Genomic DNA, 22,915 nt, shown 5'->3' on the forward strand with positions numbered 1-22,915 from the left:
CGGGCGGACCGGTCGGTGCCACTACCGGCCGGAACGGGCACTCCCGGTCTTGTCCCCGGCCGCCCCGGCGCCACCGCGTCGCAGCTCCTCGTTGATGCGCTGAGCCTCTTCGAGCTGGTCTTCCAGGATGATGATGCGGCAGGCCGCCTCGATGGACGTTCCCTGGTCGACCATCTCGCGGGCGCGCGCGGCGATGCGCAGCTGGTAGCGGGAGTAGCGACGGTGACCACCCTCTGAGCGCAGGGGAGTGATCAGCCGGGCTTCGCCGAGGGCCCGCAGGAAGGCGGGCGTCGTGCCCAGCATCTCTGCCGCCCGCCCCATGGTGTACGCGGGGTAGTCGTCGTCGTCGATTCGGTGGAGCGGTGTGTCTGCGGTCATCTGCACCTCTGTAGGCGGAATGCGTCGAGGGGCCTTGGTGCCGTACGGCACCAAGGCCCCGAGGGATTTGTAACACCATCTGCCGGCCTACTGCACTGCCGGCCTTCTGTTGAGGGATCGCGGATGCGTGACCGTGGGACCACCTTCCGTTCCGGGGCCTGCGGTACCCGGTGAGAACGTCCTCGACCGGGCGATCCTGATGGCGTCCTCCTCCTTCTCTCCGTGTCGTACTTCTTTCGGTGTTGCTGGTCCTGCTGATCCTGCTGTTCCACATGCGGGCAGTTCGTCTCTGCCGCGCCTCACTGACTCTTGGCTACGGCAGAAGACTAACCACATCAGCTGCCGCATGTCTACAGCGGCCACAGCAGGTTTTCGTCCAAACAGGTGAACGACTTTCTGCACTTAGGGCGCGCGGGCCGTGTGGGACGATGACGGGGCAACTGTTCGAGCGACTGACGGGGGAGGCCGGGCGCGCCATGGCCCGTTACACGGAGGCACTGACCGTCGAACGGGGCGGTTTCCGCATCAAGGTGCCCGAATCCTGGTGGGAGTTCGACGTACGCCCGGAGTCACGGGACGACTCGATCCGCCGCATGGTCGACGACCGCATCCGCCGGTACCCGGAACTGAAGCCCTCCCGATCCGCGTACGTCACCTTCCTCCAGAAGGCGGCGTCCGACGCCTGGAAGTCGGGCGCGCTGTACTGCGGCTGCATGGCGGAGAGCTTCGGCGGCGACACCCCGATCACGGGCTCGGTCACGGTCTCCCTGATCGGCGGCCGCACGTCATCCGGTGACCCCCTCCCCACCGACCCGGGCGCCATAGCCGCCCAGCTCGCGGTCAAGGAGGCGAGGAAGCCCGGCGACTCCTGGCGCAAGGTCACCACGGTCGACATCCCCGGCGTGGGCCCCGCGGCCCGCACCCAGGGCGTGGAGGACATCCCGGTCCCGGGCGACGCCCTGAACCGCACGGTCCGCGCGGTGCTCATGCAGACGTACATCCCGGTCCCGGGCCAGGAGGGCAAGGTCGCCCTGGTCGCGGGCAGCAGCCAGGTCCTCGACCTCGCGGACTCCTTCTTCGACATCTTCGACGCGATCACGTCGACGTTCCGGTTCGTGGACTGAGGGGCGCGGGGGCCCCGGTGACCGAGGAATTCGTCCTCGACCTGGACGAGGGAATGCTGGAGTACTTCCGCGACATGGTCGACGTACTGGTGGACCGCTGCGGCATCTCCCGCCCGGAGGCGGTGGCGAGGATCAACCGCCAGTACGCGGACCTGGAGGTCGGCCCGTACCCGGACCTCCTGTGCCACGAAGCCCCGGAGTTCTGGGCCCTGCCCGCCTACTACGCCCGCGGCGACCACCTGCTCCCGCCGACCGGCGACCCGGAAGCCGACGCCCACATCGACTTCACCCGCCTCCCCGTCCACCCGGCCCCGCCCCGGGACTCTCGGTTCTGGACGCTGCGGGGATGACACCGATGCGGCGCGAACCCGGCAATTCGGTCCCCGGCGGAAGACGGGAAGCACGTTGGCCATGACGACCGACTGGAACTGGCAGACAGGCGAACGACTGCTTGCCCTGAACGACCCGCAGGAATGGGACGCCGCTTTCGAGCGCGGGGAGAGGAGCCTCGGCACGGCGGCCATCGGACTCGCCTTCAACTGCTCGCTGGAGGAGGCGTCACCCCGGATCGTGCGGGCGATGCAACTCCCGGACGTAGCCCAGCGAGGGTTCGCCTTCACCGCGGCAGGGACGGCGGCTCGCCTCAACGGCGCGTTGACACCGGAGTTGTACGCCGCACTGCGGGCGGAAGGCCCCGGCCGCACGAGCATCGCGATCAACGCCATCGACGACACCCTGACCTTCGTACCGTTCCGACGACTGCCGACGTGGCTGAAGTGCTGGAGCGTCGTCTCAACGGTGCGGAACAAGCTGGACGCGTGGCGGCTGAGCTGCGCTTACGCGGCGACCGACGCCTGGAAGGCCATGCGCGGACGATGAGCGCCAACTGGGACGCCCTGGTGGACTGCCTGAGCGACCTGTGCGGAGCCGTCACGGGCGGCGTCGGCATCGTGGGCGTCATCCGCGATGCCGACGTGATCCTGGACGCGGACTACTTCTCCCTCGTAAGTTCACGTGTGCGTACGGGTGGTTGCTGGTGCGACGCGTGAGTTGACGGGGGTTGCGGGGATGGTGGGCCACAGGCCGAGTGACTGGCATGTGCTGGACCTGGACAAGGACCCGACCCCGGGGGATCCGCAGCGGGTGCGCACGCTCGCCAAGACGTTGCACGACTTCGCCGACGATGTGTCGGAGGCGTTGCGTCTGGTGAAGGGCATGGCGGGGGAGTCGACCCTGGCCGAGTGGGCGGGGAAGTCGGCGACGGTCTTCAAGGAGGAGTTCTCCGGCGTTCCCAAGAACTTGAGGAAGCTGGAGAAGTCGTACGGGATGTGCGGTGACGCGCTCGCGGACTTCTGGCCGAAGCTGGAGCGGGCGCAGGCGCTGGCGGACAGGGCGCTGGTCAAGGCGCGGGAGGCCCGCCAGGACCTGACGTCGGCGCAGTCGAAGTTGTCCTCGGCGGACTCGTGGGTGACGCGGGCGTCGAAGGAGGCGGACAAGTACAAGGACGATCCGACGGGCAGCAAGTCGGACGCGGACAAGCCGGACGAGGCGAAGGTCCGGGCCGCCACCCGTGACGTCCAGCACGCCAAGACCGCTCACGCCGACGCCCAGTCCGCCGTCGACTCCGCGCAGGGGGCGCTGGACGCGGCGAAGAAGATGGCCGAGGACGCGCGCAAGATGCGTGAGGATGCGGCGCGGGAGGCCAAGAACAAGATCGACGAGGCGTCCGACGCCGGCATCCAGAACCGGTCGTGGTGGGAGGACGTCGGGGACTGGTTCTCCGACAACTGGGACACCATCGTCGCGGTCTGCAAGGTCGTCGTCGCCGTCGTCGGCATCGTCGCGATGATCATCGGCGGCCCGATCCTCGGCGCGATCGTCCTCGTCGCCGCCCTCGTCGTCCTCGCGGACACGCTCAACAAATATCGCAAGGGCCAGGCATCCCTGTGGGACGTCGGATTCGCGGCCCTGGACTGCATACCCGGCATGAAGGGCCTCACCACCCTCGGCGGACTGGCCAAGGGCGCCAAGGCACTGGGCAAGACGGGCCTGAAGGGCATGGCCCTCAGCGCGCGAGGCGTCGCCAAAAACGCCAAGACAGTGGTGGCCGACGGCGCCAAGGGGGCCTACAACCGGCTGAAGAGCAAGATCCGAGGCTGCGGTGACCCGGTCGACGTCGCTACTGGAGAGACGTTCCTGGTCGAGACGGACGTGTCCCTTCCCGGAACCCTGCCCCTGACGTTCATTCGCCGCGCCGCGTCCAACTACGGATGCGGATGGTGGTTCGGACCCAGCTGGTCCTCGACCCTGGATCAACGTCTGGAGATGGAGGCGGACGGCGTCTACTTCGTCACGGAGGACGGAATGATCCTCGTCTACCGCGTCGAAAACGAGGCAGGGCATCTCTGGCTGCCCGAGTCGGGGCCCCGTATGCCCCTCAGCCGGGAGGCCGACGGGACGTATCGAGTGGACGAACCCTGGACCGGTCTCAGCCGCCGCTTCGCTCCACAGCCCGACGGCGCTGCCCGCATCACCAGCATCACCGACCGTAACGCCAACAGCCTCACCTTCGAGTATGACGAGTCCGGCGCTCCGCTCGGGATCCGGCACTCGGGTGGTTACCACATCACATTCACCACCTCCGACGGTCGTGTCACCGCCCTGCGTCTGACCGATGCGGAGGACGGTTCGGACATTGTTGTCAGGCGATACGGCTACGACGACGGCAACCTCACCGAGGTCGTCAACTCATCCGGCTTGGCCCTCGCGTTCACCTACGACGAGTACTTGCGCATGACGTCATGGGCCGACCGCAACAATCACCGGTACACCTACGTTTACGACGATCACGGGCGATGTGTCTCACAGGCCGGACAAGCCGGACACGTCGCGGGCACGTTCACGTACGACGAGGCACTCTCCGCTTGGCCGGGATGCCGCGTCACCAGTCATACGACGACCGACGGTGCGACCACTCGGTTCGTTGTCAACGACAACAGCCAGGTCATTGCCGAGATCGACCCCCTTGGCCACTGCACTCGAACCGAGTACGACGACCACCACCACCTGCTCTCCCGCACCGATTCCCTTGGGCACAGCACGCGTTATGAGGTGGACGCGGTCGGTCGGCCGACGCACGTCTCGCTGCCGGACGGTGGCGTCGTCACCGTGGTGTACAACTCCCTGCACCTGCCGACCCGCGTCAACCTGCCGGACGGGACGAGTTGGCAACACACCTACGACGCACGAGGCAACCGGCTTGAGACCATCGCACCTGACGGTGCCCGCACGCGGTTCGCCTACGACGCCCACGGGTCCATCGCGTCGGTGACCGACCCACTCGGCGCCACGACGACAGTGCGCTGCAATGCCGCGGGCCTACGCTGCGAGACCACCAGTGCTCTGGGGGAGCGCACCATACGCACGTACGACTCCTTCGGCCGGCTCAGCGCCATCACGGGTCCCTTGGGAGAAACGACCAGGCTGTGGTGGACCGTCGAAGGTCGCCCGACCCGTGTCCTCGGCCCCGACGGCACCCAGGAGACGTGGACGTACGACGGTGAGGGCAACTGCACGTCCCACGTGAAGCCGAACGGCGCCCTGACGACCTTCCAATACGGTCCTTTCGACCTGCTCACCGCGCAGACGGAACCCGATGGAGGACGGTACGAATTCGAGTACGACGCGTCACTGCGGCTTACGCGTGCGATCAACCCCCTTGGTCTGAGTTGGGCGTATATCTACGACGCGGCCAGCCGGCTCGTTGCCGAAACGGACTTCGACGAGCAGCGGACAACCTACGAGCGGGACGCGGCCGGCCGGTTGTCGCGGCGGGTGAACCCGACGAGCCAGGAGGTCGCGTTCACGTACGACCCGATGGGGCGGCTTCGTTCCAAGGTTGTCGGCGCCGAGTCCACCGAGTACGTCCACGACGCCATGGGACGGCTGGTCCGCGCCGTGGGGCCGGGCTGCGACCTGAGGCTGGAGCGGGATCTCGCCGGGCGGGTCGTCGCCGAGTGGGTGAACGGCCGATCGACGGTGTCGACGTACGACTCCACCGGCCGTCGTGTCGAGCGAGTCACGCCCTCCGGTGCGCGTGCCCTGTACGGGTATGACGCCGTCGGACGAATGATCGGTCTGAGTACTTCCGGCCACGCCATCGAATTCGGTCACGATGCCGCCGGACAGGAAATCAGCCGTCGCATCGATGCTTCGCTGCGCCTCGACCAGACCTGGGACGCGAGCGGTCGGCCCGTGGAAGAACGGTGGACGACCGCGGACCGGCTGGTCCAGGGCCGCGAATACAGCTACGGAGTACACCACGGTCCGAGCCGGGTTTCCGATGTCATCGACGGCCCTGTCGTTCTTCACACCGACGCGATGGGGCGCGTCAGGGGCTTGGAGGCGGAGGGCCGTTCGGAAAGCTACGACTATGACGTCGCAGGACACATCACTTCTGCTTCATGGTCCGGTTATCCGGGACTGGACGCGGCGCAAGACCGCCGTACCTACGCCGGAAGTCGCCTGGAGCGTGCGGGAGGAGTGCGTTACGTACACGACGCTGCCGGACGGGTCGTGGAGCGCCGCAAGAGGCGCCTGTCCCGGAAGCCCGCAGTCTGGCGGTACGTCTGGGACGCCGAGGACCGACTGACCTCTGTCACGACCCCGGACGGCACGGCCTGGCGCTACTCCTACGACCCTCTCGGTCGTCGTATCGCCAAGGAGCGACTCGGCGACGACGGTCATTCAGTCGTGGAGCGTACGGATTTCACGTGGGACGGCCCGGTCCTCGTGGAGGAGACCACCATCGGCCCGGCTCTGCCGAATGCGGTCACCCTCACCTGGGACCACTCCGGCCTGCGACCGATCGCCCAGACTGAACGTCTGACCGACTCGGCGACGCAGGAAGAGGTGGACGCCCGCTTCTTCGCGATCGTCACCGATCTGGTCGGAACTCCGACCCAACTCGTCGATCCACAGGGCGATGTGAGCTGGAGATCCCACCGGACGCTATGGGGTGCTACGGCCTGGCCCCGGCAAAGCGAGGCGTACACCCCGCTGCGCTTTCCCGGGCAGTACCAGGACCAAGAGACAGGACTGCACTACAACTACCACCGGCACTACGACCCGGAGAGCGGCCGTTACACCTCGCTGGACCCACTCGGACTGGCGCCCGCTCCGGATCCTTACAGCTACGTGACCCATCCGTGGCGGCAGACGGACCCCTTCGGTCTGATGTCGTGCGACGAGGAAAGCGTGGTTCTTTATCATGGCTCGCGGGACTGGAGCGGCGGGGAATTCTCGTTGGGTCGCTCCCACGACATGCAGCGCGAATACACACCGGATGCCGGCGTGTACCTGACCGACGACTTCAACAGGGCCGCCACACAGTACGCCGGTCCCGACGGAGTCGTGGTCCGGACCGAAGTGCCGAGATCGTTCGCCGATTCGGTGCTCCGCGAGCACAGCGGGCCCGCCGGGCGCCAGCCGGAGTACTTCGTGGACACTCAGCAGGGGGTCGACATCCTGAACGCAGGTTCTCCGCGCGTACTTCCGCAGCGAGATGCGGTGATTCAGCACATGATGGGCCAATTTTAGAGTCTTGCGAGGAGCGCGGTAGTGGCAGGTTCGATCGTTCCCATGTCGGAGAGCATGCTGGCTCGTGGTGTCTTCGGCCCGCTTGGCGGTGTCGTGGAGGTCGGGGCCGTGAACGCCACGGGTTCCTGGTCCGTCTCGGACGTCTCGGTCGGCCGTTTCCTGGACGACCGGTCCGAGGACGTGGAGCGCCTGCTCAGCGGTATCCGGTCGGTATGCCGGTTCAGCGACTCGGGCATGGCCGTCGTCGACGAGCTGGGACGGCTGCGCGATCATGACGTGCCCGCGGCGTTCCTGCTCCTGTGGTCCGCGGGTGTCACGGGGGTCCCCGAGCCCTTGGCGAAGCTGGAGGAGCCGGCGCTGGTCCGCCGCATGTGCCGTATGGCAGCGGACCTGCAGCTCACGCTTCTGCTCCAGGCGCTCGTCACCGCGGCCGTCGCGGCCGGCACAGAGGCCGTCCGGGGTGGGGAGCAGATAGTCGAGGTGTTGACAATCGCCTGCGGCCTGGCGGACCCGAGCGGCGGGAGCACTCCCGGCGTGGTCTTCCGCATGTGGCGTGTCGCGCACCTGCCTGGGATCCTGCGACCCGAGTCCGACGCACCGGAGGAAGGAAAGGCAGGATTCCGGGCATACGACGAGATTCTGGATCAGTCGCTCGGGGTGTCTTGACGGCGTGACCGTCCGGCCCCGCTGCCCGGGTTTGATCTCCGCCACCCCCGGGGTATTCTCTCCGGCCGCCCGATTGGCCAGCCCCGCGCCCCGTATGGCAGACTAGCGGGGTTGCTCGGTCGAGTGCCGATGCTGCGCGCCTCCCGCCGGGGGGACCGGAAGCGAGTCCCACAGTACTCGTCGTCCCTGATCAGGGGCGGACGTACGGGAATCTTCCGGGAAGTGTCAGCGGGGTGCAGGCCAGGCACCCGGTGGGCCTCTCGCCCCCGGTCTGCGGTTCCGGAAGGGCCCGCGACTCCCACTGCAGGGAAGTCCCGAAAAGGGACATCCATGTCAGCGAGAGCGCGACACGCCCGACCGCGTGGGTCGGAGGGGGAGCGGAATGGACAAGGACCACCGGGTCCAGAGCGTTACGAGAGACAGGACTACTGAGTAGCCATGGCGGGACAGAAGATCCGCATCCGGCTCAAGGCCTACGACCACGAGGTCATCGACTCCTCGGCGAAGAAGATCGTCGAGACGGTGACGCGCACTGGTGCGTCGGTCGCGGGCCCGGTGCCGCTGCCCACTGAGAAGAACGTGTACTGCGTCATCAAGTCGCCGCACAAGTACAAGGACTCGCGCGAGCACTTCGAGATGCGCACGCACAAGCGCCTGATCGACATCCTCGACCCGACCCCCAAGACCGTTGACTCTCTGATGCGACTCGACCTCCCGGCCGGTGTCGACATCGAGATCAAGCTCTGAAGGCCGGTGATCTGAGAATGGCTAAGCAGATCAAGGGCATCCTGGGCGAGAAGCTCGGCATGACGCAGGTGTGGGACGCGAACAACCGCGTTGTTCCGGTCACCGTTGTCAAGGCCGGCCCCAACGTCGTCACCCAGGTCCGCACGAACGACGTCGACGGCTACGAGTCCGTCCAGATCGCGTTCGGCGAGATCGACCCGCGCAAGGTGAACAAGCCCCTCAAGGGCCACTTCGCCAAGGCCGACGTCACCCCCCGTCGCCACCTCGTCGAGATCCGAACGGCCGACGCCGCCGAGTACACCCTCGGTCAGGAAGTCACCGCCGAGGTCTTCGAGGCCGGCATCAAGGTCGACGTGACCGGCAAGAGCAAGGGCAAGGGCTTCGCCGGTGTCATGAAGCGTCACAACTTCAAGGGCCTCGGCGCCGGACACGGCACCCAGCGCAAGCACCGCTCGCCCGGTTCCATCGGTGGCTGCGCCACCCCGGGCCGCGTGTTCAAGGGCCTCCGCATGGCCGGCCGCATGGGCAACGAGCGGGTCACCACCCAGAACCTGACCGTCCACGCCGTTGACGCGGAGAAGGGTCTGCTGCTCATCAAGGGCGCGGTTCCCGGTCCGAACGGCGGCCTCGTCCTGGTCCGCACCGCGGCCAAGGGGGCCTGAGGTAACCGATGAGCACTGTTGACATCCTTTCGCCTGCCGGCGAGAAGACCGGAAGCGTCGAGCTCCCCGCGGAGATCTTCGGCGTGGAGAAGATCAGCATTCCGCTGATCCACCAGGTCGTCGTCGCGCAGAACGCCGCTGCCCGCCAGGGCACGCACAAGACCAAGCGTCGCGGCGAGGTCCGTGGTGGCGGCAAGAAGCCGTACCGCCAGAAGGGCACCGGCCGCGCCCGCCAGGGTTCGACCCGTGCGCCGCAGTTCGCCGGCGGTGGCGTCGTCCACGGCCCGCAGCCGCGTGACTACTCGCAGCGGACCCCGAAGAAGATGAAGGCCGCGGCCCTGCGCCACGCCCTCACCGACCGGGCCCGCCACAACCGGATCCACGTCGTCACCGGCGTCATCGAGGGCGAGAACCCGTCCACGAAGGCCGCCCGGACGCTGTTCGGCAAGATCTCGGAGCGCAAGAACCTGCTCCTGGTCGTCGACCGCGCCGACGAGGCCGCGTGGCTGTCCGCCCGCAACCTGCCCCAGATCCACATCCTGGAGCCGGGCCAGCTGAACACGTACGACGTTCTCGTCTCGGACGACGTGGTCTTCACCCAGGCCGCTTTCGAGTCCTTCGTGTCTGGCCCCAACAAGGCCGCTGACACCGAAGGGAGCGAAGCCTGATGGCTACGCGTCACCCGAGCATCGCCTCCAAGGCGGCCAAGGCCGCCAAGGCCGCGCGCGTCGCCAAGGCGCGCCGCCACGAGGCCGAGGGCAAGAACACCGTCGTCACCCCGGCCAGCAAGGCGTTCACGGACCCCCGTGACGTGCTGCTGAAGCCGGTCGTGTCGGAGAAGAGCTACGCGCTCCTCGACGAGAACAAGTACACGTTCGTCGTCGCCCCGGGCTCCAACAAGACCCAGATCAAGGAGGCCGTCCAGGCGGTCTTCTCGGTCAAGGTCACCGGGGTCAACACGATCAACCGCCAGGGCAAGCGGAAGCGGACCCGCACGGGCTTCGGCAAGCGTGCCGACAGCAAGCGCGCGATCGTGACCCTCGCCGAGGGCGACCGTATCGACATCTTCGGCGGTCCGACCTCCTGACGGAGGTCCGGATCGTCCGGAATCGGACGAGGACTGAGAAATGGGAATCCGCAAGTACAAGCCGACTACGCCGGGCCGTCGTGGCTCCAGCGTCGCCGACTTCGTCGAGGTCACGCGGTCCACGCCGGAGAAGTCGCTGGTCCGCCCGCTGCACAGCAAGGGCGGCCGTAACAACGCCGGTCGTGTGACCGTTCGCCACCAGGGTGGCGGACACAAGCGCGCCTACCGTGTCATCGACTTCCGTCGGCACGACAAGGACGGCGTGCCGGCGAAGGTCGCGCACATCGAGTACGACCCCAACCGCACCGCGCGCATCGCGCTGCTGCACTACGCGGACGGCGAGAAGCGCTACATCCTCGCCCCGCGCAACCTGCAGCAGGGCGACCGCGTCGAGAACGGTCCCGGGGCCGACATCAAGCCGGGCAACAACCTGGCGCTCCGCAACATCCCGGTCGGTACCACGATCCACGCGATCGAGCTCCGTCCCGGTGGCGGCGCCAAGTTCGCCCGCTCCGCCGGTGCCTCCGTGCAGCTGCTCGCGAAGGAGGGCACGATGGCCCACCTGCGCATGCCGTCCGGAGAGATCCGCCTGGTCGACCAGCGCTGCCGCGCCACGGTCGGCGAGGTCGGCAACGCCGAGCAGAGCAACATCAACTGGGGCAAGGCGGGCCGTAAGCGCTGGCTGGGCGTTCGCCCGACCGTGCGTGGTGTGGTCATGAACCCGGTGGACCACCCGCACGGTGGTGGCGAAGGCCGTACCTCGGGTGGTCGCCACCCGGTGTCCCCCTGGGGCAAGAAGGAAGGCCGTACTCGTTCGCCCAAGAAGGCGTCGAACAAGTACATCGTCCGCCGCCGCAAGACGAACAAGAAGCGCTAAGGACGGGTTGAGATGCCTCGTAGCTTGAAGAAGGGACCCTTCGTCGACGACCACCTGATCAAGAAGGTGGACACGCAGAACGAAGCCGGTACCAAGAACGTCATCAAGACCTGGTCCCGTCGCTCGATGATCGTCCCGGCGATGCTCGGCCACACGATCGCGGTGCACAACGGCAAGACCCACATCCCGGTGTTTGTCACCGAGTCCATGGTCGGCCACAAGCTCGGCGAGTTCTCGCCGACGCGCACCTTCCGGGGTCACGTCAAGGACGACCGGAAGTCGAAGCGCCGCTAACAGCGGGGTGGAATGACCATGACAAACACTGAAGGGACAACCATGGAAGCCAGGGCCCAGGCGCGGTACATCCGCGTCACGCCCATGAAGGCCCGCCGCGTGGTGGACCTCATCCGTGGCATGGATGCCACGGAGGCTCAGGCGGTCCTGCGTTTCGCCCCGCAGGCCGCGAGCGTGCCGGTCGGCAAGGTGCTGGACAGCGCCATCGCCAACGCCGCGCACAACTACGACCACACCGACGCCGACAGCCTCTTCATCTCCGAGGCGTACGTCGACGAGGGCCCGACCCTGAAGCGGTTCCGGCCGCGTGCCCAGGGCCGCGCCTACCGGATCCGCAAGCGGACCAGCCACATCACCGTGGTCGTCAGCAGCAAGGAAGGAACCCGGTAATGGGCCAGAAGGTAAACCCGCACGGGTTCCGGCTCGGTGTCACGACCGACTTCAAGTCGCGTTGGTACGCCGACAAGCTGTACAAGGACTACGTCAAGGAAGACGTCGCCATCCGTCGGATGCTGACGTCCGGCATGGAGCGCGCCGGCATCTCCAAGGTCGAGATCGAGCGCACCCGTGACCGCGTCCGCGTGGACATCCACACGGCTCGTCCGGGCATCGTCATCGGCCGCCGCGGTGCGGAGGCCGACAAGATCCGCGGTCAGCTCGAGAAGCTCACCGGCAAGCAGGTCCAGCTGAACATCCTCGAGGTCAAGAGCCCCGAGACCGATGCTCAGCTGGTCGCCCAGGCCGTCGCCGAGCAGCTCTCCTCCCGCGTCTCCTTCCGTCGCGCCATGCGCAAGAGCATGCAGGGCACGATGAAGGCCGGCGCCAAGGGCATCAAGATCCAGTGCGGTGGCCGCCTCGGCGGCGCCGAGATGTCCCGCTCGGAGTTCTACCGCGAGGGCCGTGTGCCCCTGCACACGCTCCGCGCGAACGTGGACTACGGCTTCTTCGAGGCCAAGACGACCTTCGGCCGCATCGGTGTGAAGGTCTGGATCTACAAGGGCGACGTCAAGAACATCGCCGAGGTCCGCGCCGAGAACGCTGCCGCCCGTGCGGGTAACCGCCCGGCCCGCGGTGGCGCCGACCGCCCGGCCCGTGGTGGCCGCGGTGGCGAGCGGCGCGGTCGCAAGCCGCAGCAGCAGTCGGCTCCGGCCGCCGAGGCCCCCAAGGCCGAGGCGCCCGCCGCTGCCGCTCCGGCTGAGAGCACCGGAACGGAGGCCTGACCGACATGCTGATCCCCCGTAGGGTCAAGCACCGCAAGCAGCACCACCCGAAGCGCCGTGGTCAGGCCAAGGGCGGTACGACGGTCGCGTTCGGCGAGTACGGCATCCAGGCCCTCACGCCGGCGTACGTGACCAACCGCCAGATCGAGGCGGCCCGTATCGCGATGACCCGCCACATCAAGCGTGGCGGCAAGGTCTGGATCAACATCTACCCGGACCGCCCGCTCACGAAGAAGCCGGCCGAGACCCGCATGGGTTCCGGTAAGGGTTCTCCGGAGTGGTGGATCGCGAACGTGCACCCGGGCCGGGTCATGTTCGAGCTGTCCTACCCCAACGAGAAGATCGCCCGTGAGGCGCTGACTCGTGCGGCCCACAAGCTGCCGATGAAGTGCCGGATCGTCAAGCGCGAGGCAGGTGAAGCGTGATGTCGGCCGGTACCAAGGCGTCCGAGCTGCGCGAGCTGGGCAACGAGGAGCTTCTGGCGAAGCTCCGCGAGGCCAAGGAAGAGCTGTTCAACCTCCGCTTCCAGGCGGCGACGGGCCAGCTCGAGAACCACGGTCGGCTCAAGGCCGTCCGTAAGGACATCGCCCGGATCTACACCCTGATGCGTGAGCGCGAGCTGGGCATCGAGACGGTGGAGAGCGCCTGATGAGCGAGAGCAACGTGACTGAAGAGACGAAGGCCGCGCGCGGCTTCCGCAAGACCCGGCAGGGTCTGGTCGTCAGCGACAAGATGGACAAGACCGTCGTCGTCGCCGTCGAGGACCGCGTGACCCACGCCCTGTACGGCAAGGTCATCCGCCGTACCGAGAAGCTCAAGGCTCACGACGAGCAGAACTCCGCGGGCGTCGGCGACCGTGTGCTCCTCATGGAGACCCGGCCGCTGTCCGCGACGAAGCGCTGGCGCGTCGTCGAGGTCCTCGAGAAGGCCAAGTAGGCAATTCGCGCAAGCGAATTCCCAAAGTACGTTCCTGCGGGGCATTCCCCGCAGGACAGTTCCGCCAGGCTCCGGGAGCCGTTCACCCAGTGATCGGCTCCCGGGGAACCGGCAGACATTCAGGAGATAGACGTGATCCAGCAGGAGTCGCGACTGCGTGTCGCCGACAACACGGGTGCGAAGGAAATCCTCACCATCCGTGTGCTCGGTGGCTCCGGTCGCCGCTACGCGGGTATCGGTGACGTCATCGTCGCCACCGTCAAGGACGCGATCCCCGGTGGCAACGTGAAGAAGGGTGACGTCGTCAAGGCGGTCATCGTTCGCACCGTCAAGGAGCGCCGCCGTCCGGACGGCTCGTACATCCGCTTCGACGAGAACGCCGCCGTCATTCTGAAGAACGACGGCGACCCTCGCGGCACCCGTATCTTCGGCCCGGTCGGCCGTGAGCTGCGCGAGAAGAAGTTCATGAAGATCATCTCCCTCGCGCCGGAGGTGCTGTGAGCATGAAGATCAAGAAGGGCGACCTGGTCCAGGTCATCACCGGTAAGGACAAGGGCAAGCAGGGCAAGGTCATCGCGGCCTTCCCCCGTGAGGACCGCGTCCTGGTCGAGGGTGTCAACCGGGTCAAGAAGCACACCAAGGCCGGTCCGACCGCTCGCGGTTCGCAGGCCGGTGGCATCGTGACCACCGAGGCGCCGGTCCACGTCTCCAACGTCCAGCTGGTCGTGGAGAAGGACGGCAACAAGGTCGTCACGCGCGTCGGTTACCGCTTCGACGACGAGGGCAACAAGATCCGCGTTGCCAAGCGGACGGGTGAGGACATCTGATGGCTACCACCACCACTCCGCGTCTCAAGACGAAGTACCGCGAGGAGATCGCGGGCAAGCTGCGTGAGGAGTTCTCCTACGAGAACGTCATGCAGATCCCCGGCCTCGTGAAGATCGTGGTCAACATGGGTGTCGGCGACGCCGCCCGTGACTCGAAGCTGATCGAGGGCGCGATCCGCGACCTGACCACCATCACCGGTCAGAAGCCGGCCGTCACCAAGGCCCGCAAGTCCATCGCGCAGTTCAAGCTGCGTGAGGGCCAGCCGATCGGCGCCCACGTCACGCTCCGTGGCGACCGCATGTGGGAGTTCCTGGACCGCACCCTGTCGCTGGCGCTGCCGCGCATCCGCGACTTCCGTGGTCTGTCCCCCAAGCAGTTCGACGGCCGTGGCAACTACACCTTCGGTCTCACCGAGCAGGTCATGTTCCACGAGATCGACCAGGACAAGATCGACCGCACCCGGGGTATGGACATCACCGTGGTGACCACGGCGACCAACGACGCTGAGGGCCGCGCGCTCCTCCGTCACCTCGGCTTCCCCTTCAAGGAGGCGTGAGCGAGATGGCGAAGAAGGCTCTGATTGCCAAGGCTGCTCGCAAGCCCAAGTTCGGTGTCCGCGGCTACACGCGCTGCCAGCGCTGCGGCCGTCCGCACTCCGTCTACCGCAAGTTCGGCCTGTGCCGCGTGTGCCTTCGTGAGATGGCTCACCGCGGCGAGCTGCCGGGCGTGACCAAGAGCTCCTGGTAATCCGGTAATCCCGGGTTATTCAGACTCTCGGTAAGCAACTGGGTCGGCAGAGGCCCGCCCTCGTATGCCGTAGGCTTGCGGGGTTGGGCGTCTGCCGCCCGCACGCCTGCGGGCCGCGCCCGCAAATGACTGCTTACTACGCCGTAGGTCCACCGCGCCGCACCCGTCCCGTCTCGGATCGGGGAGAGGGATGGCGCACCAGGAAACCCCGGCGAGAGAGGCCGAAGGCCAATTCATGACCATGACTGATCCGATCGCAGACATGCTTACGCGTCTGCGGAACGCGAACTCGGCGTACCACGACTCCGTGACGATGCCGGCGTCCAAGATCAAGTCTCACATCGCGGAGATCCTCCAGCAGGAGGGCTTCATCACGGGCTGGAAGACCGAGGACGCCGAGGTCGGCAAGAACCTCGTTCTCGAGCTGAAGTTCGGCCCGAACCGTGAGCGCTCCATCGCGGGCATCAAGCGGATCTCCAAGCCCGGTCTCCGGGTGTACGCGAAGTCCACCAACCTGCCCAAGGTGCTGGGTGGCCTCGGCGTGGCGATCATCTCCACGTCCCACGGGCTCCTCACCGACAAGCAGGCCGGCAAGAAGGGCGTAGGCGGAGAAGTCCTCGCCTACGTCTGGTAACGGAAGGGAACGGAGGAAACAGCTATGTCGCGCATCGGCAAGCTCCCCATCGCGGTTCCCGCCGGCGTGGACGTCACCATCGACGGCCGTACGGTCTCGGTCAAGGGCCCCAAGGGCACGCTGACTCACACCGTCGTGGCGCCGATCGACATCGCCAAGGGTGAGGACGGCGTGCTGAACGTCACCCGCCCCAACGACGAGCGTCAGAGCAAGGCCCTGCACGGCCTGTCCCGCACGCTGGTGGCGAACATGATCACCGGCGTGACCCAGGGTTACGTGAAGAAGCTCGAGATCAGCGGTGTCGGTTACCGCGTGCTCGCCAAGGGTTCGAACCTGGAGTTCTCCCTCGGCTACAGCCACCCGATCCTCGTCGAGGCCCCCGAGGGAATCACCTTCAAGGTGGAGAACCCGACCCACTTCTCGGTGGAGGGCATCGACAAGCAGAAGGTCGGCGAGGTTGCGGCCAACATCCGCAAGCTGCGCAAGCCCGACCCGTACAAGGCCAAGGGCGTCAAGTACGAGGGCGAAGTCATCCGCCGCAAGGTCGGAAAGGCGGGTAAGTAAGCCATGGCATACGGACAGAAGATCCTGAAGGGCGACGCCTACAAGCGCGCCGCGATCAAGCGCCGCCACATCCGGATTCGCAAGAATCTCTCGGGTACGGCGGAGCGTCCCCGTCTGGTCGTTACCCGCTCGAACCGCCACATCGTGGCCCAGGTGATCGACGACATCAAGGGTCACACCCTTGCGTCGGCGTCCACCCTGGACACCTCGATCCGTGGTGGCGAGGCCGACAAGTCCGCGCAGGCCAAGCAGGTCGGCGCCCTGGTCGCAGAGCGTGCCAAGGCCGCCGGCATCGAGGCCGTCGTGTTCGACCGTGGTGGCAACCAGTACGCCGGGCGCATCGCAGCCCTGGCGGACGCCGCCCGCGAAGCCGGACTGAAGTTCTGAGCCGGTTCCGTATCGCTAGCGGAAACAGAGAGAGGTAATTCCAATGGCTGGACCCCAGCGCCGCGGCAGCGGTGCCGGTGGCGGCGAGCGGCGGGACCGGAAGGGCCGTGACGGTGGCGCAGGTGCCGCCGAGAAGACCGCTTACGTTGAGCGCGTAGTCGCGATCAACCGCGTCGCCAAGGTTGTGAAGGGTGGTCGTCGCTTCAGCTTCACCGCGCTGGTCGTGGTGGGCGACGGTGACGGCACCGTGGGTGTCGGATACGGCAAGGCCAAGGAGGTGCCGGCCGCCATCGCCAAGGGTGTGGAGGAGGCCAAGAAGCACTTCTTCAAGGTCCCCCGCATCCAGGGCACCATCCCGCACCCCATCCAGGGTGAGAAGGCTGCCGGCGTCGTGCTGCTCAAGCCCGCGTCCCCCGGTACCGGCGTTATCGCCGGTGGTCCGGTGCGCGCCGTGCTCGAGTGCGCCGGTATCCACGACGTGCTGTCGAAGTCGCTCGGCTCCGACAACCAGATCAACATCGTGCACGCGACCGTGGAGGCCCTCAAGGGCCTGCAGCGTCCCGAGGAGATCGCGGCCCGCCGTGGTCTGCCGCTCGAGGACGTCGCCCCCGCGGCCCTTCTCCGTGCGCGTGCCGGGGCGGGTGCGTAATCATGGCGCAGCTCAAGATTACGCAGGTCAAGTCCTACATCGGCAGCAAGCAGAACCACCGTGACACCCTGCGCTCCCTTGGTCTCAAGGGGATCAACACGCAGGTCGTCAAGGAGGACCGCCCCGAGTTCCGCGGAATGGTGCACACCGTCCGCCACCTCGTGACGGTCGAGGAGGTCGACTGATCATGGCGGAGCAGAACCCGCTCAAGATCCACAACCTCCGTCCCGCCCCGGGCGCCAAGACCGCCAAGACCCGTGTGGGTCGTGGTGAGGCGTCGAAGGGTAAGACGGCCGGTCGTGGTACGAAGGGTACGAAGGCCCGTTACCAGGTTCCGGAGCGCTTCGAGGGTGGCCAGATGCCCCTCCACATGCGTCTTCCGAAGCTGAAGGGCTTCAAGAACCCGTTCAAGACCGAGTTCCAGGTCGTGAACCTCGACAAGCTGGCCGCGCTGTACCCCGAGGGTGGCGAGGTCACCGTCGAGGGCCTCGTGGCCAAGGGTGCCGTTCGCAAGAACAGCCTCGTCAAGGTCCTCGGCCAGGGCGAGATCTCCGTGGCGCTGCAGGTGACGGTCGACGCCGTCTCCGGCTCCGCCAAGGAGAAGATCACCGCCGCCGGCGGTACCGTCACCGAGCTCGTCTGAACCCTTCAGGCGTCTCGATGACTTGAGCGCTCCCGACCGGGGATGCCCCACAAAAGGGGTATCCCCGGTTGGTCGTTCCAAGGGAAGTGCTCCCGCCGGTAAGGTGGCCTGCGCTGCCCTCTTTCACGGGTGCGTCACATGAGGCACTCTTGGCGGCGGTTCAGCGTTACTCCCTTAGCCGTCCACTTATCAGTCGTCAGTCGAACCTCAAGACCGTCACCCTTGACGCAGTAGCGCGGGGGTCGCAGGAGGCACCGTGCTCACCGCGTTCGCCCGGGCGTTCAAGACGCCCGACCTGCGCAAGAAGCTGCTCTTCACGCTCGGCATCATCGTGGTGTACCGACTCGGTACCCACATCCCCATTCCAGGCGTCGACTACAAGAACGTCCAGGAGTGCGTGGACCAGGCGTCCGGCAACCAGGGCCTCTTCGGCCTGGTCAACATGTTCAGCGGTGGCGCCCTGCTGCAGATCACGGTCTTCGCGCTCGGCATCATGCCGTACATCACGGCGAGCATCATTCTGCAGCTGCTGACCGTCGTGATCCCGCGCCTGGAAGCCCTCAAGAAGGAGGGCCAGGCGGGTACGGCGAAGATCACGCAGTACACCCGCTACCTGACCGTCGCGCTCGCCATCCTCCAGGGCACCGGCCTGGTGGCCACCGCCCGCAGCGGCGCGCTCTTCTCCGGCTGCACCGTCGCCGGTCAGATCGTCCCCGACCAGGCGATCTTCACCACCATCGTCATGGTGATCTGCATGACCGCCGGTACCTGCGTCGTCATGTGGCTCGGCGAGCTGATCACCGACCGCGGCATTGGCAACGGCATGTCGATCCTGATGTTCATCTCGATCGCCGCGACCTTCCCGTCCGCCCTGTGGGCCATCAAGAAGCAGGGTGAGCTGGCCGACGGCTGGATCGAGTTCGGCACGGTCATCCTCGTCGGACTGGTGATGGTCGGCCTCGTGGTCTTCGTGGAGCAGGCCCAGCGCCGCATCCCGGTGCAGTACGCGAAGCGGATGATCGGCCGCCGGTCCTACGGCGGTACCTCGACGTACATCCCGCTCAAGGTGAACCAGGCGGGTGTCATCCCCGTCATCTTCGCCTCGTCGCTGCTCTACATCCCGGCACTGATCGTCCAGTTCTCGAACTCGACGGCGGGCTGGGCCACCTGGATCACGAAGAACCTCGCGGACACGGCGGCGACGCCGCACATCATCCTGTACTTCTTCCTGATCGTCTTCTTCGCCTTCTTCTACGTGGCCATCTCGTTCAACCCCGAGGAAGTCGCGGACAACATGAAGAAGTATGGTGGCTTCATCCCGGGCATCCGGGCTGGCCGACCGACCGCTGAGTATCTGAGCTACGTACTCAACCGGATCACCTGGCCGGGTTCGCTGTACTTGGGTCTGATCGCTCTCGTCCCGACAATGGCGTTGGCTGGTTTCGGGGCAAACCAGAACTTCCCGTTCGGCGGCACCAGCATCCTGATCATCGTGGGTGTCGGTCTCGAGACGGTGAAGCAGATCGAGAGCCAGCTCCAGCAGCGCAATTACGAAGGGTTCCTCCGCTGATGCGAATCGTCCTCGTCGGGCCTCCGGGTGCCGGAAAGGGAACGCAGGCCACCCGCCTTGCCGAGACGCTGCACATTCCGCACATCTCCACGGGCGACCTGTTCCGCGCGAACATCAGCCAGCAGACCGAACTGGGCAAGCTCGCGAAGTCCTACATGGACGCCGGCAATCTCGTGCCGGACGAGGTCACCATCGCCATGGCGAAGGACCGCATGGAGCAGCCCGACGCCGAGGGCGGCTTCCTGCTGGACGGCTTCCCGCGCAACGTCTCCCAGGCCGAGGCGCTGGACGAGCTGCTCGAGACCGAGGACATGAAGCTCGACGCCGTGCTGGACCTGGAGGCCCCGGAGGACGAGGTCGTCAAGCGGATCGCCGGCCGGCGCGTCTGCCGCAACGACTCGGCCCACGTCTTCCACGTGACGTACACGCCGCCGAAGAAGGAAGGCGTCTGCGACGTCTGCGGCGGCGAGCTGTACCAGCGGGACGACGACTCCGAGGAGACGGTCCGCAAGCGGCTGGAGGTCTACCACACGCAGACCGAGCCGATCATCGACTACTACAAGTCGCAGGGCCTGGTCGCCACCATCGCGGCGACGGGCCCCGTGGACGAGGTCACCCGCCGTGCGCTGGAGGCGCTCAAGCGCGACCAGTAGTACTCCGCCCGGCTGCAGCCGCGGTCCCTCGCTCAGGGGGCCGCGGCTGTGCTGTGGGGTGGGGTGGCTCCGCCCCGTATCGTGGGAAGCGGTTCCCGCCCCGGCCCCTTGTTCCCCTCCCGGTCCCGTCCAGAAAGGCCGCAGCCCCCATGGTGCAGATCAAGAACCCCGAGCAGATCGCCAAGATGCGCGAAGCGGGGCTGGTCGTCGCCGCCATCCACGCGGCCACGCGCGAGGCCGCCGTGCCCGGCGCGACGACCAGGGACCTGGACCAGGTCGCCCGCAAGGTCCTCGCGGAGCATGACGCCAAGCCGAACTTCCTCGGGTACGGCGGCTTCCCCGCCACCATCTGCACCTCGGTGAACGAGGTCGTCGTCCACGGCATCCCGTCCGACGACGTGGTCCTCAAGGACGGCGACGTCATCTCCATCGACTGCGGCGCGATCATCGACGGCTGGCACGGCGACGCCGCCTACACGGCCTTCGTCGGCTCCGGTCACTCCCCGGAGCTGGTCGAGCTGTCCCGGGTGACCGAGGAGTCCATGTGGGCGGGCATCGCGGCCATGAAGCAGGGCAACCGCCTGGTGGACGTCTCCCGCGCCATCGAGACCTACATCCGCCGCCAGCCCAAGCCCGGCGGCGGCAAGTACGGGATCATCGAGGACTACGGCGGCCACGGCATCGGCACCGAGATGCACATGGACCCGCATCTGCTGAACTACGTCGACCGGCGCCGCGGCAAGGGCCCGAAGCTCGTCCCCGGCTTCTGCCTCGCCATCGAGCCCATGGTCTCGCTCGGCACCCCCCGCACCGAGGTCCTGTCGGACGAGTGGACGGTCATCACCACGGACGGCACCTGGTCCTCCCACTGGGAGCACTCGGTGGCCCTGACGGAACAGGGCCCGCTGGTCCTGACGGCGCCCGACGGCGGCAAGGCGAAGCTGGCGGAGCTGGGGATCACGGCGGCGCCCGACCCCCTTGCATAACGATCTCACTACCGGGGCAGACTTCCTCGTTTCGCCTTTCCGGGTTTGCTGACGTAGACTGACTCGTCGGCTCTCGTGCATACGCATGTCCTCACAGATCGCATCCGTGAGGCACGAGGAAGCGCAGGAGCCGATCAAGGTAGTCGATTCGAAGGGCGAAGCGTGGCCAAGAAGCAAGGTGCCATCGAGATCGAGGGCACTGTCGTCGAGTCTCTTCCGAACGCCATGTTCAAGGTCGAGCTCCAGAACGGCCACCAGGTCCTGGCACACATCAGCGGCAAGATGCGTATGCACTACATCCGCATCCTCCCTGACGACCGGGTCGTGGTGGAGCTGTCTCCGTACGACCTGACGCGTGGCCGGATCGTCTACCGGTACAAGTAGATCTTGCCCACGTCCCGTGCGCTCCGCGCGCGGGGCCGCCGGCAACTGACCCGGAGAACCTCACACCCATGAAGGTCAAGCCGAGCGTCAAGAAGATCTGCGACAAGTGCAGGGTGATCCGCCGTCACGGTCGGGTCATGGTCATCTGCGACAACCCGCGCCACAAGCAGCGCCAGGGCTGAAGCCTGACCGTTCCCTCCGCGATTCGCATGACTTCGCGCGACGCGAGCTGAATATGTTCATACGCAGAACCCGGGCGAGCCATCGCCCGACACCCCCGGTTCGGAGGCCGGGGACCCAGTTCGTACCTGGTACGGCGGCTGGGCGCCGGTTCTGTGGAAGACCTCCGACAATCAACTGGAGCCATTGAATGGCACGCGTTTCCGGTGTTGACATCCCGCGCGAAAAGCGCGTGGAGATCGCCCTCACCTATGTGTTCGGCATCGGCCGGACGCTCTCGCAGCAGACGCTCGCCGCCACCGGCGTGGACCCGAACACCCGTGTTCGGGACCTCTCCGAGGAGCAGCTCGTCGCGATCCGCGAGTACGTCGACAACAACATCAAGACCGAGGGTGACCTCCGTCGCGAGGTGCAGGCCGACATCCGCCGCAAGGTCGAGATCGGCACCTACCAGGGTCTGCGCCACCGTCGCGGTCTGCCCGTCCGCGGTCAGCGCACCAGCACCAACGCTCGCACCCGCAAGGGCCCGCGTCGCGCCATCGCCGGCAAGAAGAAGCCGGGCAAGAAGTAGTCCGCAGCGGACTTCGCCGTCCAGCGGTCTTCGCTGTAGGACCGACCACCTCCCGTAGGAGAACGACATGCCCCCCAAGGGACGTCAGGGCGCTGCCAAGAAGGTGCGCCGCAAGGAAAAGAAGAACGTCGCTCACGGCCACGCGCACATCAAGAGCACGTTCAACAACACGATCGTGTCCATCACGGACCCGACCGGCAACGTGATCTCCTGGGCCTCCGCCGGCCACGTCGGCTTCAAGGGCTCCCGGAAGTCCACGCCGTTCGCCGCGCAGATGGCCGCCGAGTCGGCTGCCCGTCGCGCGCAGGAGCACGGCATGCGCAAGGTCGACGTGTTCGTCAAGGGCCCGGGTTCGGGTCGTGAGACCGCCATCCGTTCGCTCCAGGCGACCGGTCTCGAGGTCGGCTCCATCCAGGACGTCACGCCCACCCCGCACAACGGCTGCCGTCCGCCGAAGCGTCGTCGCGTCTGATCTCGCCTCACGGCGACATCGCTTCAACGCTTCACCAGGGTTTTGCGGGCGGTACGGC

General features: G+C 66.8%; 35 protein-coding genes. 34 read left to right on the forward strand and 1 reads right to left on the reverse strand.

Going from position 1 to position 22,915, the window contains the following annotated elements; all coding sequences use genetic code 11:
* Window positions 1–21: 21 nt before the first annotated feature.
* Entirely contained in the window at window positions 22–378 is a 357-nt protein-coding gene (locus ACZ6IM_RS24650; protein WP_052839572.1) for a MerR family transcriptional regulator, read from the reverse strand.
* Between the two features lie 476 nt (window positions 379–854).
* Between ACZ6IM_RS24650 and ACZ6IM_RS24655 the strand changes: the two genes are divergently transcribed.
* From ACZ6IM_RS24655 to rpsK, 34 genes are all read left to right on the forward strand, one after another.
* The gene (locus ACZ6IM_RS24655) at window positions 855–1,502 is read left to right on the forward strand and encodes a hypothetical protein (RefSeq protein ID WP_052839573.1); all 648 of its coding nucleotides are present in this window, start codon (window positions 855–857) and stop codon (window positions 1,500–1,502) included.
* A gap of 17 nt (window positions 1,503–1,519) precedes the next feature.
* Window positions 1,520–1,852, forward strand: a complete 333-nt coding sequence (locus ACZ6IM_RS24660) for a hypothetical protein (RefSeq protein ID WP_052839574.1) — start codon at window positions 1,520–1,522, stop codon at window positions 1,850–1,852.
* A gap of 61 nt (window positions 1,853–1,913) precedes the next feature.
* The gene (locus ACZ6IM_RS24665) at window positions 1,914–2,381 is read left to right on the forward strand and encodes a hypothetical protein (protein WP_052839575.1); all 468 of its coding nucleotides are present in this window, start codon (window positions 1,914–1,916) and stop codon (window positions 2,379–2,381) included.
* The gene (locus ACZ6IM_RS24670; protein WP_469559089.1) at window positions 2,378–2,551 is read left to right on the forward strand and encodes a hypothetical protein; all 174 of its coding nucleotides are present in this window, start codon (window positions 2,378–2,380) and stop codon (window positions 2,549–2,551) included. Before ACZ6IM_RS24665 ends, ACZ6IM_RS24670 begins: the two co-directional genes overlap by 4 nt.
* 19 nt (window positions 2,552–2,570) lie before the next feature.
* Entirely contained in the window at window positions 2,571–7,100 is a 4,530-nt protein-coding gene (locus ACZ6IM_RS24675; RefSeq protein ID WP_469559092.1) for a DUF6531 domain-containing protein, read from the forward strand.
* A gap of 42 nt (window positions 7,101–7,142) precedes the next feature.
* Complete coding sequence (locus ACZ6IM_RS24680) at window positions 7,143–7,766, forward strand: hypothetical protein (protein WP_469559095.1); 624 nt, start codon at window positions 7,143–7,145, stop codon at window positions 7,764–7,766.
* A gap of 438 nt (window positions 7,767–8,204) precedes the next feature.
* Window positions 8,205–8,513 carry a 30S ribosomal protein S10 gene (rpsJ, locus tag ACZ6IM_RS24685; protein ID WP_003948644.1) on the forward strand — a complete coding sequence of 103 codons (309 nt, stop codon included), beginning with the start codon at window positions 8,205–8,207 and terminating at the stop codon, window positions 8,511–8,513.
* A gap of 17 nt (window positions 8,514–8,530) precedes the next feature.
* Entirely contained in the window at window positions 8,531–9,175 is a 645-nt protein-coding gene (rplC, locus tag ACZ6IM_RS24690; protein ID WP_030400223.1) for a 50S ribosomal protein L3, read from the forward strand.
* Between the two features lie 8 nt (window positions 9,176–9,183).
* On the forward strand, window positions 9,184–9,843 hold the full coding sequence (gene rplD / locus ACZ6IM_RS24695; protein ID WP_052839853.1) for a 50S ribosomal protein L4: 660 nt from the start codon (window positions 9,184–9,186) through the stop codon (window positions 9,841–9,843).
* A complete protein-coding gene (gene rplW / locus ACZ6IM_RS24700) occupies window positions 9,843–10,262 on the forward strand; it encodes a 50S ribosomal protein L23 (RefSeq protein WP_003974265.1) in 420 nt (139 codons plus the stop codon). The genes rplD and rplW overlap by 1 nt, the downstream gene beginning before the upstream one ends.
* A 40-nt stretch (window positions 10,263–10,302) precedes the next feature.
* Window positions 10,303–11,139, forward strand: a complete 837-nt coding sequence (gene rplB, locus ACZ6IM_RS24705) for a 50S ribosomal protein L2 (protein WP_003974264.1) — start codon at window positions 10,303–10,305, stop codon at window positions 11,137–11,139.
* A gap of 12 nt (window positions 11,140–11,151) precedes the next feature.
* Window positions 11,152–11,433 (forward strand): 30S ribosomal protein S19, encoded by a 282-nt coding sequence (gene rpsS, locus ACZ6IM_RS24710; RefSeq protein WP_003974263.1) that lies wholly within the window; start codon window positions 11,152–11,154, stop codon window positions 11,431–11,433.
* Window positions 11,434–11,475: 42 nt separating this feature from the next.
* Window positions 11,476–11,823, forward strand: coding sequence for a 50S ribosomal protein L22 (gene rplV, locus ACZ6IM_RS24715; protein ID WP_003974262.1), 348 nt, complete (start codon window positions 11,476–11,478; stop codon window positions 11,821–11,823).
* A complete protein-coding gene (rpsC, locus tag ACZ6IM_RS24720; protein ID WP_052839852.1) occupies window positions 11,823–12,653 on the forward strand; it encodes a 30S ribosomal protein S3 in 831 nt (276 codons plus the stop codon). The genes rplV and rpsC overlap by 1 nt, the downstream gene beginning before the upstream one ends.
* Before the next feature lie 5 nt (window positions 12,654–12,658).
* Entirely contained in the window at window positions 12,659–13,078 is a 420-nt protein-coding gene (gene rplP / locus ACZ6IM_RS24725) for a 50S ribosomal protein L16 (protein WP_004927269.1), read from the forward strand.
* Entirely contained in the window at window positions 13,078–13,302 is a 225-nt protein-coding gene (gene rpmC / locus ACZ6IM_RS24730; RefSeq protein ID WP_003974259.1) for a 50S ribosomal protein L29, read from the forward strand. The genes rplP and rpmC overlap by 1 nt, the downstream gene beginning before the upstream one ends.
* Complete coding sequence (gene rpsQ, locus ACZ6IM_RS24735; protein WP_052839851.1) at window positions 13,302–13,589, forward strand: 30S ribosomal protein S17; 288 nt, start codon at window positions 13,302–13,304, stop codon at window positions 13,587–13,589. Before rpmC ends, rpsQ begins: the two co-directional genes overlap by 1 nt.
* 132 nt (window positions 13,590–13,721) lie before the next feature.
* A complete protein-coding gene (gene rplN / locus ACZ6IM_RS24740) occupies window positions 13,722–14,090 on the forward strand; it encodes a 50S ribosomal protein L14 (protein WP_003974257.1) in 369 nt (122 codons plus the stop codon).
* Between the two features lie 2 nt (window positions 14,091–14,092).
* On the forward strand, window positions 14,093–14,416 hold the full coding sequence (gene rplX, locus ACZ6IM_RS24745; RefSeq protein WP_052839850.1) for a 50S ribosomal protein L24: 324 nt from the start codon (window positions 14,093–14,095) through the stop codon (window positions 14,414–14,416).
* Window positions 14,416–14,973, forward strand: coding sequence for a 50S ribosomal protein L5 (rplE, locus tag ACZ6IM_RS24750; protein ID WP_003974255.1), 558 nt, complete (start codon window positions 14,416–14,418; stop codon window positions 14,971–14,973). Before rplX ends, rplE begins: the two co-directional genes overlap by 1 nt.
* Before the next feature lie 5 nt (window positions 14,974–14,978).
* Entirely contained in the window at window positions 14,979–15,164 is a 186-nt protein-coding gene (locus tag ACZ6IM_RS24755; RefSeq protein WP_003948630.1) for a type Z 30S ribosomal protein S14, read from the forward strand.
* 235 nt (window positions 15,165–15,399) lie between these two features.
* Window positions 15,400–15,798: a 30S ribosomal protein S8 gene (gene rpsH / locus ACZ6IM_RS24760; RefSeq protein WP_026248232.1), complete on the forward strand. Its 399-nt coding sequence runs from the start codon at window positions 15,400–15,402 to the stop codon at window positions 15,796–15,798.
* Between the two features lie 24 nt (window positions 15,799–15,822).
* Complete coding sequence (gene rplF / locus ACZ6IM_RS24765; RefSeq protein WP_030145478.1) at window positions 15,823–16,362, forward strand: 50S ribosomal protein L6; 540 nt, start codon at window positions 15,823–15,825, stop codon at window positions 16,360–16,362.
* A gap of 3 nt (window positions 16,363–16,365) precedes the next feature.
* Window positions 16,366–16,749 (forward strand): 50S ribosomal protein L18, encoded by a 384-nt coding sequence (rplR, locus tag ACZ6IM_RS24770; RefSeq protein ID WP_052839849.1) that lies wholly within the window; start codon window positions 16,366–16,368, stop codon window positions 16,747–16,749.
* Window positions 16,750–16,792: 43 nt separating this feature from the next.
* Window positions 16,793–17,398 carry a 30S ribosomal protein S5 gene (rpsE, locus tag ACZ6IM_RS24775; RefSeq protein ID WP_003974251.1) on the forward strand — a complete coding sequence of 202 codons (606 nt, stop codon included), beginning with the start codon at window positions 16,793–16,795 and terminating at the stop codon, window positions 17,396–17,398.
* A 2-nt stretch (window positions 17,399–17,400) separates the two neighbouring features.
* Complete coding sequence (gene rpmD / locus ACZ6IM_RS24780) at window positions 17,401–17,583, forward strand: 50S ribosomal protein L30 (protein WP_003974250.1); 183 nt, start codon at window positions 17,401–17,403, stop codon at window positions 17,581–17,583.
* A gap of 2 nt (window positions 17,584–17,585) precedes the next feature.
* Window positions 17,586–18,041: a 50S ribosomal protein L15 gene (rplO, locus tag ACZ6IM_RS24785; protein ID WP_023547373.1), complete on the forward strand. Its 456-nt coding sequence runs from the start codon at window positions 17,586–17,588 to the stop codon at window positions 18,039–18,041.
* Window positions 18,042–18,297: 256 nt separating this feature from the next.
* Window positions 18,298–19,611 carry a preprotein translocase subunit SecY gene (gene secY / locus ACZ6IM_RS24790; protein WP_052839848.1) on the forward strand — a complete coding sequence of 438 codons (1,314 nt, stop codon included), beginning with the start codon at window positions 18,298–18,300 and terminating at the stop codon, window positions 19,609–19,611.
* Window positions 19,611–20,264: an adenylate kinase gene (locus tag ACZ6IM_RS24795; RefSeq protein WP_003974247.1), complete on the forward strand. Its 654-nt coding sequence runs from the start codon at window positions 19,611–19,613 to the stop codon at window positions 20,262–20,264. The genes secY and ACZ6IM_RS24795 overlap by 1 nt, the downstream gene beginning before the upstream one ends.
* Before the next feature lie 149 nt (window positions 20,265–20,413).
* The gene (gene map, locus ACZ6IM_RS24800; RefSeq protein WP_052839847.1) at window positions 20,414–21,250 is read left to right on the forward strand and encodes a type I methionyl aminopeptidase; all 837 of its coding nucleotides are present in this window, start codon (window positions 20,414–20,416) and stop codon (window positions 21,248–21,250) included.
* A 162-nt stretch (window positions 21,251–21,412) separates the two neighbouring features.
* The gene (gene infA / locus ACZ6IM_RS24805; RefSeq protein WP_003948620.1) at window positions 21,413–21,634 is read left to right on the forward strand and encodes a translation initiation factor IF-1; all 222 of its coding nucleotides are present in this window, start codon (window positions 21,413–21,415) and stop codon (window positions 21,632–21,634) included.
* Between the two features lie 68 nt (window positions 21,635–21,702).
* Window positions 21,703–21,816: a 50S ribosomal protein L36 gene (gene rpmJ / locus ACZ6IM_RS24810; protein ID WP_003974245.1), complete on the forward strand. Its 114-nt coding sequence runs from the start codon at window positions 21,703–21,705 to the stop codon at window positions 21,814–21,816.
* 188 nt (window positions 21,817–22,004) lie between these two features.
* Window positions 22,005–22,385 carry a 30S ribosomal protein S13 gene (gene rpsM, locus ACZ6IM_RS24815; protein ID WP_003974244.1) on the forward strand — a complete coding sequence of 127 codons (381 nt, stop codon included), beginning with the start codon at window positions 22,005–22,007 and terminating at the stop codon, window positions 22,383–22,385.
* A gap of 67 nt (window positions 22,386–22,452) precedes the next feature.
* Entirely contained in the window at window positions 22,453–22,857 is a 405-nt protein-coding gene (gene rpsK / locus ACZ6IM_RS24820; protein ID WP_003948617.1) for a 30S ribosomal protein S11, read from the forward strand.
* Window positions 22,858–22,915: the final 58 nt, after the last annotated feature.

Source organism: Streptomyces sp. NPDC042336, from assembly GCF_055581985.1.